The sequence below is a fragment of the Ancrocorticia populi genome, assembly GCF_003123745.1.
Lineage (GTDB): Bacteria > Actinomycetota > Actinomycetes > Actinomycetales > Actinomycetaceae > Ancrocorticia > Ancrocorticia populi.
The window spans coordinates 96,806-109,339 of sequence record NZ_QETB01000006.1 but is presented as its reverse complement, the minus strand read 5'-3'; the positions used below and the strand labels follow the sequence as shown (position 1 = coordinate 109,339).

13 protein-coding genes are annotated in these 12,534 nt (G+C 58.5%); 4 read left to right on the top strand and 9 right to left on the bottom strand.

Features of this window, described 5'->3' with window-relative positions:
• Positions 1-25 precede the first annotated feature (25 nt).
• Complete coding sequence (locus DD236_RS11045; RefSeq protein ID WP_109094519.1) at positions 26-673, top strand: potassium channel family protein; 648 nt, start codon at positions 26-28, stop codon at positions 671-673.
• Complete coding sequence (locus tag DD236_RS11040) at positions 673-1,356, top strand: potassium channel family protein (RefSeq protein ID WP_109094456.1); 684 nt, start codon at positions 673-675, stop codon at positions 1,354-1,356. Before DD236_RS11045 ends, DD236_RS11040 begins: the two co-directional genes overlap by 1 nt.
• On the opposite strand, the gene DD236_RS11035 is transcribed toward DD236_RS11040, so the two are convergent.
• The 4 genes from DD236_RS11035 to DD236_RS11020 are packed head-to-tail and all read right to left on the bottom strand — an operon-like array spanning position 1,328 to position 3,249.
• Entirely contained in the window at positions 1,328-1,993 is a 666-nt protein-coding gene (locus tag DD236_RS11035) for a DUF3159 domain-containing protein (RefSeq protein WP_109094455.1), read from the bottom strand. The genes DD236_RS11040 and DD236_RS11035 overlap by 29 nt on opposite strands.
• Entirely contained in the window at positions 1,990-2,262 is a 273-nt protein-coding gene (locus DD236_RS11030; RefSeq protein WP_133246099.1) for a single stranded DNA-binding domain-containing protein, read from the bottom strand. The genes DD236_RS11035 and DD236_RS11030 overlap by 4 nt, the downstream gene beginning before the upstream one ends.
• A complete protein-coding gene (locus DD236_RS11025) occupies positions 2,259-2,930 on the bottom strand; it encodes a DUF3710 domain-containing protein (RefSeq protein ID WP_109094453.1) in 672 nt (223 codons plus the stop codon). The genes DD236_RS11030 and DD236_RS11025 overlap by 4 nt, the downstream gene beginning before the upstream one ends.
• 19 nt (positions 2,931-2,949) lie before the next feature.
• Entirely contained in the window at positions 2,950-3,249 is a 300-nt protein-coding gene (locus tag DD236_RS11020; protein WP_109094452.1) for a DUF4193 domain-containing protein, read from the bottom strand.
• A gap of 273 nt (positions 3,250-3,522) precedes the next feature.
• Here DD236_RS11020 and sepH point away from each other — a divergent pair, with 273 nt between their 5' ends.
• Positions 3,523-4,470, top strand: a complete 948-nt coding sequence (sepH, locus tag DD236_RS11015; RefSeq protein ID WP_109094451.1) for a septation protein SepH — start codon at positions 3,523-3,525, stop codon at positions 4,468-4,470.
• On the opposite strand, the gene DD236_RS11010 is transcribed toward sepH, so the two are convergent.
• Genes DD236_RS11010 through DD236_RS11000 form a run of 3 tightly spaced genes read right to left on the bottom strand, consistent with a single transcriptional unit; the run spans position 4,467 to position 6,801 of the window.
• Positions 4,467-5,117, bottom strand: coding sequence for a thymidine kinase (locus tag DD236_RS11010; protein WP_109094450.1), 651 nt, complete (start codon positions 5,115-5,117; stop codon positions 4,467-4,469). The two genes, sepH and DD236_RS11010, sit on opposite strands and share 4 nt — an antisense overlap.
• Complete coding sequence (locus DD236_RS11005; protein WP_109094449.1) at positions 5,117-6,238, bottom strand: alkaline phosphatase family protein; 1,122 nt, start codon at positions 6,236-6,238, stop codon at positions 5,117-5,119. Before DD236_RS11005 ends, DD236_RS11010 begins: the two co-directional genes overlap by 1 nt.
• Entirely contained in the window at positions 6,235-6,801 is a 567-nt protein-coding gene (locus DD236_RS11000) for a DUF5998 family protein (protein ID WP_109094448.1), read from the bottom strand. Before DD236_RS11000 ends, DD236_RS11005 begins: the two co-directional genes overlap by 4 nt.
• A gap of 109 nt (positions 6,802-6,910) precedes the next feature.
• On the opposite strand from DD236_RS11000, the gene DD236_RS10995 reads away from it, so the two are divergent.
• Complete coding sequence (locus tag DD236_RS10995; RefSeq protein ID WP_109094447.1) at positions 6,911-9,334, top strand: DNA gyrase/topoisomerase IV subunit A; 2,424 nt, start codon at positions 6,911-6,913, stop codon at positions 9,332-9,334.
• On the opposite strand, the gene DD236_RS10990 is transcribed toward DD236_RS10995, so the two are convergent.
• The gene (locus DD236_RS10990) at positions 9,319-10,341 is read right to left on the bottom strand and encodes a GNAT family N-acetyltransferase (RefSeq protein WP_109094446.1); all 1,023 of its coding nucleotides are present in this window, start codon (positions 10,339-10,341) and stop codon (positions 9,319-9,321) included. The genes DD236_RS10995 and DD236_RS10990 overlap by 16 nt on opposite strands.
• A gap of 38 nt (positions 10,342-10,379) precedes the next feature.
• Positions 10,380-12,515 (bottom strand): DNA gyrase/topoisomerase IV subunit B, encoded by a 2,136-nt coding sequence (locus DD236_RS10985; RefSeq protein ID WP_109094445.1) that lies wholly within the window; start codon positions 12,513-12,515, stop codon positions 10,380-10,382.
• Between the last annotated feature and the right edge of the window lie 19 nt (positions 12,516-12,534).

Below are 12,534 nucleotides of genomic sequence, written 5' to 3'. Positions count from 1 at the left end.
CGTCTAACCCGTGCACTTCGTCATTATGGGGTGCGGTCGCGTTGGTGCCGCACTAGCAATTAACCTGTCCGCTATGGGCCACTCTGTCGCCGTGATAGATCACGACCCAGATTCTTTCCGGCGCCTACCCGAGGATTTCAGTGGACAAAGCGTGACGGGTGTGGGGTTTGACCGCGAAGCGCTGCGCCAAGCCGGGATTGAGGATGCAACGGGTTTCGCCGCAGTGTCTTCGGGCGATAACTCAAACATCATCGCCGCTCGCGTGGTCCGGGAAACCTTCGGGCTGAAGAACGTTGTAACAAGAATCTACGATCCCACACGGGCTGATGTTTATGAACGCCTAGGTATCCCCACGGTTCCCACCGTGAAGTGGACTGCCGATCAGGTGCTGCGTCACCTCATTCCGTTGGGTCCCCATGTGGAATACACCGATGAGGTGGCCGAAATCAGCCTCATTCGCGTGGATGTGGTAGATGACTGGTTTGGGCACACCGTGGGAGAAGTCGAAGATGCCACCCAAGCTCAGGTTGCCTACGTGACACGATTGGGCCATGGCCTTCTCCCTCATCGCGGCTTCGTCCTGCAGGACGGCGATATCGTCAAGCTCCTTGTGGGAACCGCCCAAGCGGGTGCCGCCCAATACGTGCTCATGCACCCCGTCAAGGAGGATTAATGAAGGTACTCATTGTGGGCGCAGGATCCGTTGGCCGTTCGATCGCCCGCGAGCTCGCTCGGTCCAAACACGACGTCACCATCATCGATCGGGCACCGGAGGCTATGAAGGTAGCCTCCGTGTCGCAGGCCGATTGGATCCTCGGAGACGCTTGCGAAGTTGAGTCTCTTGGGCGGGCGGGCGCGGGAGAGACTGACGTCGTCGTCGCCGCTACTGGGGACGACAAAACCAACCTCGTGGTCTCCCTCCTTTGTAAAACCGAATTTGGCGTGGAACGTGCCATCGCGCGGATCAACAACCCAAAGAACGAATGGCTATTCGACGATTCTTGGGGTGTAGATGTAGCCGTTTCCACCCCGCGAATCATGACGTCCCTTGTGGAGGACGCTGTGGCGGACGGAGATCTCATCACCGTCATGCAATTTCAGCGGTCCGGTGCCACGCTCATGCAGGTGACGCTGCCAGATAACGCCCCGGTGGCAGGCACCCCGATTTCGCAGATCTATCTTCCCGGCACAGTCATCATCAACGCGATCGTGCGTGACGGAATGCCCGTTCCAGCCGATCCGGATCTCACTCTCGAAGCGGGAGATCAGGCACTACTACTATGCGCGGAAGGAGCACAAGACGATCTGGACCTTGTGGCCGAACTTTTTACTCCGCTGGAGAATCCTCAGGAGTAACAGCGGGAAGGCGGCGCACCATCATCCAGCTCAGCCATGCTACAAATGCGAAAAGGAATGGCCCCATGACGAGCCGGGCAATGCCCAGTGCCGTGGTGGAATCCGCGAAATACAGCGGGGCCTGAACCAAGAGGCGTGCAGCGAACAATCCACACCACAGCCACGTAATGCGCCAGTACGCCTTCTTAGTTCCGATCAGCGCCGGATCCCGGCGCCAGCTCGTAATATCGCCGCGTAGCGCCCCGATAAGCAGTCCAAGCGCGGGCCACCGGACCGCGAGCGAAAGCAGCAGACCGCCCAGATAGGCGGCGTTCGTGATAAGCCCCATCCCGAAGAAGTTCGAGGCTTCGCCGGACCGCCATGCCCAGATGGCCGAAATCGCGATGCCTGCCAGGCCGCCGAGCGCGGGGGTCACGTCGATCCGTTGGATGAGTCTGAGCAGGATACACGCAGCCGATAACGCAACTGGCGCGATGATCGAGGGAGTTAGCTCCCCGCTCACCACGTATACCACGATGAACACAAGGCCGGGCGCAGCAGTCTCGATAAGGCCGCGAACTCCGCCGAGCGCCTGCCACACGTCAAATTCTTCTGCGATAACTGAATTCAGCCCGGTGTGCTTCGGTTGCTCACTCATACGTCTTCCTCTACCTCGGTATCCGCAATGATGCTGATTTCCGGGTTATAGATGGTGGGTGTACCGCGCCTGTCTACCAGTGCGCCCTTCGCCCGAAGCTGCGTGCCGATCTCTATCGCCTGCAGATCGTCCCTCCCAAGGAATGCCAGCACGAGGGAGTTCTCCCCCACGCGAAGTTGGACGCGCAGCACGGGTGCTGGCCCCGCGCCCGGATAGGTGATCGCCGTGGTCACGCCACGCACGTTTACCCTCCGGGACCGGGTTGTCATCGAACTTCCGAAATCTCCGGGCCGCGTTCGGGCAGGGAGAGCGAGGGCCGCTCCGATTCCTTTTCCTCGCCTTCCTTACGGGGGATTGAGAGGGCGAGCAGCTCGCGTGGCGGGTGCGGAGTTTGTCCGCGAACCACGACAACGGTATCCAGCACTTCATGCAGAATCTTCGACGCGGCCTCATCCTGGGTGGCGGCGCGGCCAGTGAGTGTTGCACGCAGGAGCCAGCGTGGGCCATCAATACCCACATACCGCACGCGGTTAGTTGCCTTCGTGTTGTTGGCACCGGGAGCGGGCATAACTGCGAGGACCTCAGCGCCGTATTCGCCTTCGGACTGGCGCGATTGGCCACCTTGTGCAGCGATCGCGGAGATGAGTTCCGCCCGGATATCGTCCCACAGGCCAGCAGACTTCGGGGCGGCAAACACCTGAAGCTGAAGTGCGGAATTGTCCTTGACGAACACCACTCCTAGGACAAGCTTGCGCCGCTTATCAACAGAAAACTGGACGGTCGCGCCCTCGACCTGTGGAAGCCACAATGCTCCCGCGTCAAGGAGCTCTCCGCGATCCGGATGATCCTCCTCACTGAGAGGTCCGATCAGCTCCTCGGTTTCCGGGGCTTCCTCTTCGGAAGCTTGGGAGCCCTTCTTTCGGGAAAAGATTCCCACAACTACTCCATCTAACTAGTTAGGCTGCGCACTCCGCGCAAACCAGAAGTCCATTCTCTTCGTACGCGAGCTGCGAGCGGTGGTGGACCAAGAAACACTGCGAGCACGTGAACTCATCATCCTGTGCCGGAATCACGTTTACGGAAAGCTCAATGTTCGAAAGGTCGGCACCGGGGAGCTCAAACCCCTCAGCGGCTTCAACTTCGTCCTCATCCACTGATCCAGACTGCTGCTCGGAGCGGCTGGCCTTGAGCTGTTCGAGGGAATCCTCCTTCAGCTCCTCATCCTGCTTGCGAGGTGCATCATAATCGGTAGCCACGGTAGCTCACGCTCCAGTCTTTATTTCTCCCAATGGTCCAAGCGGCAAGAGGACCAATCTCTTGCGCTCTGCCAAACAGAACGCAAGAAGTGCGATTTTGTTCCCACACGCGTCGCGCGAGTGCGCCCACAATGTACCAGACATTCAGCTGTTTGCCTACCCGGAATACATCTAAAAGCTCAACGCGTGCGTGAGGAACACACCGAGGCCTATTGACGCCATCGGCGATGGTGCCGTGGCACGCTTGATACACAAGCGGGAGGAAAGGGAGTCATGATCACACTCGAATTACTCGGGCTCCAAGCAGACGGGGAACACTTAACACTCAATGATGGAGAGGGTAATCGCTACTCGTTGCCAATTACCGATGCGCTGCGAGCATCGCTGCGTAGGGATGTTCGCCCCACCTCGCCTGAGATAACTCGGAGTGTTTCTCCTAGGGAGATTCAGGCGATGATCCGTGAAGGCATGAGCGTTGAGCAGGTGTGTGAAGTCTCCTCACTACCTGCCGCGCGCGTCTCTGTGCTTGCCTATCCGATTCAGGCTGAACGCGAGCACCTTGTCCGGCTTGCCACCGCAATGGTTCTGGGCCGGGAAGAAGGTTCGCTTACGGTTGAAGAACTGATCACCTCTCGTTTGGTTGCCCGCGGCGTGCCGTCCGATGGCATTTCATGGGATGCAACGCGAAAGTCGCATAATCCTTGGGTGCTCTGTGCCACCTTCACGGAGAACGGTGAAGAGCACACGGCCCGCTGGCGCGTTGACCTTGACCGCAAGAGCCTCGAAGCGCGTAACGCGGACGCTCAGGCACTCTCAGAGAAGCAGATCGAGCAACCGCCAGAAGAACCTGCCAATCCCCGCATAGATGACGTTCTGGCCACTCTGGATTCTCAGCGAGGTCACTCGCGCCCAATGCCCACCTTCGATGAGCTTGAAGACGTGGAAGAGCCCGAGGTATCCGGTTCTCACCCCGAGGGAGACCCCACCTATTCTGACGCCACCTCACCTCACGTTCTGCCGCCCGAATCGGCAGCCACTCCAGATAGCAAGCACAATCGCGCACTCTCAGTAGCTGAGCCGTTGAGTGATGATCTGTTCGATCCCGAAGAAGAGGATCGAGCGCATCATCCGGCCGGAACGCGTTCTGATGCTAAGAAGCGCCGCAGCTCGCGCCCCGAAATGCCTTCGTGGGATGAGATCGTGTTCGGGAAGAAAGACTAAGCTTCCGCACTCCACGCGTTCGGGAGCGGATCCTCACCCATGGTTGCCTTGGCAGTTGCCGCGGTCATGTGCTTCATATGGTGAGATCGGCACAGTACTTCGTAACCAACCGTGCCCGAATTGACATCCCCAACAACCACTTGTTCGCCTTCCGTCACCATAACTCCATCGATGGTACGGGCGTTGTGGGTTGCCCTCTTCCCGCACCAGCACAGGGCCTTCACCTGAAGCACCTCAACCTGATCGGCCAGCTCAATCATGCGGGCCGAACCGGGAAAGAGCTTCGTGCGGAAATCTGACGTGATCCCAAATGCATACACGTCAATACCAATTTCGTCGACTATTCGGGCAAGTTGCTCCACCTGAGGCTCCGTATAGAACTGGACTTCGTCGCAGATGAGGACGTCCACGCGGCGGCCCCTGGTTCGTTCGTCCGCGACCACTCGCCAGAAATCTGTCGAAGTATTAACCTCGAAGGCATCCGATTCCAAGCCGATTCGAGAAGAGAGCTTTCCAGATCCCGCTCTGTCTTCACGCGTGAAGATCATGCCGCGTTGGCCGAGCTGCTCATAGTTGTAGGCGGTTTGGAGTGCGAGCGTGGACTTGCCGCAGTTCATTGTGCCCGAGTAAAAGACCAGTTCTGCCATTACGCCACCTCAATCAACAGAGGAACTCGCATCTCTTGCTCGGTGAGCGAGCCGTGCACACCCACCATAAAGGATTGGTTGGGTCTACGCTGGCGCGAATCGATCACCGCATCTGTGCCTCCCATGAAAACGAGCACATCCCCCATTGTTTCTTTGGTGCGGTCCGCCAACGGCCCCATCAGGCCGTTCGTAGCTATTTCTGCCTTCGTGTAGATCAGTGCATCCGCGCCAAAGAACTCCTGCCAGCGCTCGGCTACGGCGGTTGCGTGATCTGTATACAGGTGGGCAGCGCGCTCCTCCCCGGACACAAGTTCCACCTCGCAGGCCAGTTGCGGTTCCTCCGCAACGTCGAATCGGCGCGTCACGTCGATCATCCCGTGGTCCGCAGTCAGGATGATGAGCGTGCCTCGCGGAACTCTGCTGGCCAGCTCCGCCATCGCGGCGTCTAGCTCTTCAAGGTCTTCCACCCAGTCTTCCGACATCCAGCCCTTTGAATGGCCCGTATGGTCCAGTTCGCCCCAGTAGAGGTAGGCGGCCTTAGCTCCACGACGTAGCGCGCTAGCTGCTGCATCTATGCGATCGTTAGTTGTGTTAGCGGGAATGGCTCGCGCCCCACGCAGTGCGCACTGAGTTAGTCCTGAGGCGATAAACTCGCGCGGTTGGATCAGGACGCAACTCTCAGCTTGTTCCGCCAGAAGCTCCTCAAAGAGCGTGGGGCAGGTTTGCCACATCAGAGGATCTAGGCCACTGCCCTCCCACTTGATGAGCGAAAAGTTCTTTCCCGTGGCCGGAGACCGCAGCGCATAGCTGGTCATGGCCGTTTCGCCGGGTTGGCGTCCAGTGCCCAACGCCGTGATAGCTGCTGCGGTGGTGCTTGGCGCAACGGTAGTCATCGGTTCGAGGCTTTCCCAAGCGCGGAGCGTTCGGGCGTGCCCGCTTCTCGAATCTAGGTTGTGATATCCAAGCCCGTCCACCAGAACAAAGCACACGTGGTCCGCCTCCGGCAGGCCAAGCAGTGCCCGATCCTCCCGTGAGCCCACCGTGTGAAAGCCAACGGCGTCTAGTCCGGCTGAAAGGCTAATGCGTACTGAACGGCCCGTCGGGACCACCCAGCGGCTCATGCGTGGTCCGCCAGTGCCCGTTGGAGATCGGCGATAAAGCTCAGCCCCTTGCGGAAAGTAGTCTCCTCCAGTGAGGAATCGAGCAGTACCTCCGCGTCGTCGCCGCTCATCATCCCCATATATCCGTGATCCGCCGAGCACTGCGGATTGTCGCAAGTGGCCGGGCGAATATCCTGCTGCCAGGACGCTCCCCAGCGCAGTCGCATCTGAACCGAGCTGAGTGCGCCAGCGGAGTTGCCATCGGCGATACGGCGCCGAATCACCTGAAAGTCCCGGATCTCACGAAGATCCACGAACTGAGTGGTGGTGATGAACTCTCCCTCAGGGCTGAACTCGTAGGAAACATCGGAGACCAGAATGATGAGCTGATTCGTGGTGAGGACGAACACGCCAACCGAGTTGTAGACAGAGTCCTGATCGAACACTGTCTCTGGCCGCACGAAATAGGCGCGAATCTGTGAGATCCCTTGAAGGCAGTCCATGAGGTCACCGAGTATAGGTGAATCGACGGCCACGATGGACGCCAGTTCACTCAGCAGGGCGGGCTTTTGATCAACAGACACCGCCCGATTCTCTCACTTCGGCTAGTCTGGCGCATCTTCGTCATCAATCTCACTGAACACGTCCTCGTAGAACTTGGCGGAGAACCGTCGGCCCGGAATACTTGAGTGCATGCGTCATTCTGCTGCCGATGAGATTGAAGAGAAGATTGTAGACATCGACGTCTCAACAGAGATGCGCACTTCTTTTTTGGAGTACTCCTATTCGGTAATTTACTCCCGCGCGCTTCCCGATGCCCGCGATGGCCTCAAGCCGGTACAGCGCCGCATCCTCTATCAGATGGATCAGATGGGTTTACGCCCTGATAAAGGCCACGTGAAGTCTTCACGTGTGGTGGGCGATGTCATGGGTAAGCTGCATCCTCACGGCGATGTGGCAATTTATGACGCTACAGTCCGCATGGCTCAGGATTTCACCATGAGGCTGCCTCTGGTGGACGGCCACGGAAACTTCGGGTCGCTCGACGATGGGCCGGCGGCCGCGCGATACACCGAGGTTCGGATGGCGCCGTCCGCGCTGGCGATGACTACCTCGCTCGACGAAGACGTTGTTGACATGGTGCCCAACTATGACAACACGCTGACTCAACCTTCGGTCCTGCCAGCGGCGATCCCCAATCTGTTAGTTAACGGCGCCTCGGGTATCGCGGTGGGAATGGCAACCAATATGCCGCCACATAACCTTGTAGAGGTGGTGGCTGGAGCCCAACACCTTCTGAAGCACCCCGAGACAGGCTTGGATGATCTGATGCGATTCATCCCCGGCCCGGACCTTCCAGAAGGCGGCAAGATTGTGGGACTGGACCCCATCCGTCAGGCATACGAGACCGGTCGCGGTATCTTCAAAACCCGGGCAACTGCGCGCATAGAAAACGTAACGGCAAGAAAAAAAGGCATCGTCTTCACGGAACTCCCCTACCTTGTTGGACCTGAGAAAGTCATAGAAAAGCTCAAGGACGCCATTACTTCAAAGAAAATCTCTGGCGTTAGCGGTGTCCACAATCTCACGGACCGCCACAACGGGATGCGCCTAGTAGTGGAACTTAAGAACGGTTTCAATCCTGAGGCAGTGCTGGCCCAGCTCTACCGGTTCACGCCGTTGGAGGACTCTTTTGGCATCAATAACGTAGCACTCGTAGACGGTCAGCCGCGCACCCTCGGACTCAAGGATCTGCTGCAAGTCTTTCTTGACCACCGCATCAACGTGGTGAGGCGCCGGTCGCAGTTCAGGCTGGATAAGGCAACGAAGGACCTCCATCTCGTTGATGGCCTCCTCATTGCCGTCCTTAACATCGATGAGGTGATCGCGGTTATCCGATCCTCAGATGATACGGCCGCCGCACGGAGCAGGCTGCAACAGGTCTTTGACCTGAGCGAAGCTCAAGCCGATTACATCCTAGAGCTGAGGCTTCGCCGCCTCACCAAGTACTCCCAGATCGAATTAGAGAAGCGCCGCCAGGAGCTCCTCGATCAGATCGCCGAGCTCCAGAAGATTCTAGGCTCGGAAGAAGAGCTGCACCGAGTAGTCTCCACAGAGTTGGAGGAAGTCGCAGAATCATACGGGACACCGCGCCGAACGGTCCTCATGGAATCCGACGGTACTGAACAAGCCGGTAAAGGCGCAATGCCGCTCGAATTAGCTGACGATCCCTGCTGGGTGCTTCTCTCCACAACCGGGTTAATTGCACGCATCGCCGATACCCCTGTCAGTACGGGCGATCGGGCAGCACACGACGGCCTAACCGCCGCTGTTCCGGCCACAGTGCGTGGGCAGATCGGGGTGGTGACCAATCTCGGGAATCTCCACCGCCTTGATACACTTCTGGCCCCGGCCCTTCCGCCCACTAACTCTGCTCCGTCCCTGCGCGGCGGTGCCCGCTTGAAAGACCTGCTCACGCTCGGCAACGGCGAAGTACCGCTAACCATAGTGAGCTTGGCGGATGAATCCCCGATTGCGTTGGCCACTGCTAAGGGCAGGGTGAAGAGGTTATCCACGCCTCAGACCTACCCAAACCGCGAATCGTTCGAAGTCATCACGCTTGCACCCGGCGATAGCCTGATAGGCGCCCGGCCATGCAAGGATTCAGACACGATAGTGCTGGTGACCAGCGATGCCCAGTTGCTCCGCTTCTCTGCCGAAGCCGTTCGTCCGCAAGGGCGCACCGGCCAAGGTATCGCGGGTATCAGGCTGGGCGATGCTGCGCGCGTCCTCAACCTAGGCGTTGTGCCCGGCGACGATCTAGCCGGATCCATGGTTGTAACGATTAGTGGGAGTACCTCTGCTCTGCCAGGTACGGTGGCCGGATCCGCGAAGGTAACGCCTCTGGACCGTTTCCCAGCCAAAGGTCGCGGCACCGGTGGAGTTCGCGCACAAAGGTTTGTTCGTGGCGAGGATTGCCTCCAGCTAGCCTACGTTGGCCAACAGCCTCTTCGCGCGATGGACTCAAACGGGAAGCCGGTAGATCTACCAGATATTGACGAGCGCCGGGACGCCTCGGGATCGGGTATGACGGCGATCGTTCATTCAGTCGGCTGATCTTTGCGCAACACCCTGCGCAGGCTACTGGCACGCATCTGGAGGGGACGGGCGAAGATAGTGGTAATCCCAGTCTTCTCAAATCCGAAGCGTTCGAAGATCACCGAGGTGCCGTTTGACCCATCGATCTCCACATCTGCGTCTAAACCGGCGAACTCAATGCCGTCATCCTCGTAGGCACCCATCGCGGCCCCCAGTAGCGACCGCATGATGTTCATGCCACGCCATTCCTTCACCACGGCTACCTCTTGGATGTAGCCCTCAGACCAGCCGCGGCTCTCCCAATCCTGCTCGTAGCGTCCCGATAGGACGTACCCAGCTACCCGCGGGCGATCACCGCGTCGGTCTACAGCAACGAAGCTCCACGGCAGATGGGTGTATTGGCGCTCCAGCGCCCACTGCGCCCCGCTCAGTGGTGCCTGCCCAAATTGCTCAAAGTAAATATCGTTGTGTGCCTTCCGCACCTCATCGCGAATGTCGGCCGTTAAGGGCTCGATTGACACGAACGTGGGAAGCTCTGAGGCACCGCTGAAGCCGCCCAATGCCCGCCGCATCTGGACGTAAGAGCTTGCTGCGGTGAATCCGGCGCGCTCCAACAGATCTTCAACGTCCTCTTGGCCCGCATCAACGTGCATGATGGCAATAGCTGATTCGGTTTCCGCTTGTACAAGTTGTTCGGCGGTCACAACCTGCATGCGCAGCAGCTGCCTACCCACACCCGCACCACGAAATTCTGGGTGTACCCCACCCGAGAGAGTAACTTCAACATTGTTACCCGGCGCCATCGGGGTGCGCGTTAACCCGAAGGCGATGAGCCTGCCCGAATAATCCCGCGCAGCTGTGGCGCGCCAAAAGTGGGTGGGGTCGAAGTAATCGAGGATCTCTTCATGAGAGGTACGGTAAGGCGTCCCATCATGTTCCTCAATATCGCGCACGAGCCTAAGAATCTCTTTTGACTGGTGTGGTCCGATTGGCACCCATGTCAGCGCGGAGGGAATCTCCTGCATATATCTCCCTGTTAGTCACTGATTGAGAGTCTACCGCGCTATGCGTCAATCATCTGTGCATCAATATGGGCCGCACCCTCAACGATGAACTCGCGGCGTGGCGCCACCTCATTCCCCATGAGAAGCTCAAACACATTCTCTGCAGACCGAAGCTCGGCCTCGTCTTCCATCCGGATACGGCGCAACGTGCGGTGTTTGGGATCCATGGTGGTTTCGGCCAATTGGTCGGCGTCCATCTCTCCAAGCCCTTTGTACCGTTGTATCGGCTCCTTGTAGTGGCGTCCCGAGCGTTCCAGCTTTGCGAGCTCCTGATGCAGCTGATTCTCGGAATACGTGTAGATGTAGTGGGCCTTGCGCCGCCCCGCTCCGGCTACTTCGATCCGGTGGAGCGGAGGAACCGCGGCATACACTCGCCCAGCCGCAACCATTGGCCGCATGTATCTGAAGAAGAGCGTGAGGAGCAGCGTGCGGATGTGCGCGCCGTCCACGTCGGCATCCGTCATCATGATGATCTTGCCGTAGCGCGCTGCATTAATATCGAACGTGCGGCCAGAACCGGCACCCACCACCTGGATCATAGAAGCCACTTCCGCATTCTTCAGAATTTCTGTGGGCGATGCCTTTTGAACATTGAGTACCTTACCGCGAATAGGAAGGAGGGCTTGGAACTCGCTGTTGCGCGCCAGACGCGCAGTGCCAAGCGCCGAATCGCCTTCCACGATGAACAGTTCGGTCTTTGCCACTTCCTCGCTCCGACAATCCGCAAGCTTCGCTGGGAAGCTCGAAGATTCGAGGGCATTCTTGCGTCGCGATATCTCCTTGTGCATGCGTGCGGAGATTCTCGCCCTCATCTCTGCGATCACTTTTTCCAGCAGACGCTGAGTTTCAGTCTTCTGGTCGCGCTTAGTGGATGTGAGCACGTTGGTTAGTTCGCGCTCCACAACTTGAGCAACAATACCGCGCACTGGCGCCGTTCCCAAGATTTCCTTGGTTTGCCCTTCAAACTGAGGCTCAGGCAGGCGGACGGTCACAACCGCTGTAAGCCCGGCAAGAACATCGTCTTTCTCAATCTTACCTTCCTTCGCAGTGAGCTTCAGACGCCTAGCATTAGATTCCACCAAGGAGCGCATGACCTTCATCAGTCCCAGCTCGAATCCGCTCAAGTGGCTGCCGCCCCCGGGCGTGGAAATGATGTTGACGAAGGACGCTTCCTCGGTCTCATATCCCGTTCCCCACCTAAGTGCGATATCGACCGTGCAGGTGCGCTCCACTTCCTTGGTGCGAAGATGCCCAGACTTCTTGTCGAAGGCCTGAACGTTCTCCGTGAAGGTGCCCTCACCGGCTAGTTTCATGGTTGCAGTGACGGCGGGATCCTTCGCTAGATGATCCACGAAGTCAACGGTTCCACCTTCAAAACAGAAGGATTCCTCGTGTGGACCATCCGCTCCAGGCGTGTCAGGCAAGCCGCGCTCATCACAGATTGTGATGTTGAGACCGGGGATCAAGAACGCCGTCTGGCGTACGCGATGAACCAACTCATCGTAGGAGAACTGCGCAGTTGCCGGGAAGATCTCTGGATCGGCCCAGTAGCGTACCCGGGTTCCCGTCTTCTTGCGAGCTACCTTCCCTACTACGTCCAGCTCTGAGCCAGTGGTGAACGGCGAAAAGTCGGCCTCCGGCACCTTCTTCCGGCGCCCGTTGGCGAACCGGCCCGGAATCCCCTGATGGAACTGCATCTGGTAGGTTTTCCCATCGCGATCCACCTGAACGTCCATGCGTGCAGACAGTGCGTTCACAACGGAAGCGCCAACGCCGTGCAGGCCGCCCGACGATGTATATGAGCCACCGCCGAACTTCCCACCGGCGTGGAGCTTGGTGTAAACCACCTCAACACCAGTTAGCCCGACCCCCGGGACAACGTCAATGGGGACGCCGCGCCCGGAATCGGCTACCTCCACCGATCCATCGGCGTACAGGCGAATGGTGATGCTTCTGCCATAGCCTTCAAGGGCTTCGTCCACTGAGTTGTCGATGATCTCCCAAAGACAATGCATAAGGCCGCGCGAGTCCGTGGATCCTATATACATACCAGGGCGCTTGCGAACGGCTTCGAGGCCCTCTAGGACCTGAAGGTGGCGCGCTGTATAAGCTTCGTTCGTAGACACGTCCAACATGCTACGTGTTCACTCGAGC

Excerpts from the sequence above, each read along its gene's own strand:
- DD236_RS11045 (WP_109094519.1), top strand. The coding sequence starts at position 26 with ATGGGGTGCGGTCGCGTTGGTGCCGCACTAGCAATTAACCTGTCCGCT.
- DD236_RS11040 (WP_109094456.1), top strand. The coding sequence starts at position 673 with ATGAAGGTACTCATTGTGGGCGCAGGATCCGTTGGCCGTTCGATCGCC.
- DD236_RS11035 (WP_109094455.1), bottom strand. The coding sequence starts at position 1,993 with ATGAGTGAGCAACCGAAGCACACCGGGCTGAATTCAGTTATCGCAGAA.
- DD236_RS11030 (WP_133246099.1), bottom strand. The coding sequence starts at position 2,262 with ATGACAACCCGGTCCCGGAGGGTAAACGTGCGTGGCGTGACCACGGCG.
- sepH (WP_109094451.1), top strand. The coding sequence starts at position 3,523 with ATGATCACACTCGAATTACTCGGGCTCCAAGCAGACGGGGAACACTTA.
- DD236_RS11010 (WP_109094450.1), bottom strand. The coding sequence starts at position 5,117 with ATGGCAGAACTGGTCTTTTACTCGGGCACAATGAACTGCGGCAAGTCC.
- DD236_RS11005 (WP_109094449.1), bottom strand. The coding sequence starts at position 6,238 with ATGAGCCGCTGGGTGGTCCCGACGGGCCGTTCAGTACGCATTAGCCTT.
- DD236_RS10995 (WP_109094447.1), top strand. The coding sequence starts at position 6,911 with ATGCGTCATTCTGCTGCCGATGAGATTGAAGAGAAGATTGTAGACATC.
- DD236_RS10990 (WP_109094446.1), bottom strand. The coding sequence starts at position 10,341 with ATGCAGGAGATTCCCTCCGCGCTGACATGGGTGCCAATCGGACCACAC.
- DD236_RS10985 (WP_109094445.1), bottom strand. The coding sequence starts at position 12,515 with ATGTTGGACGTGTCTACGAACGAAGCTTATACAGCGCGCCACCTTCAG.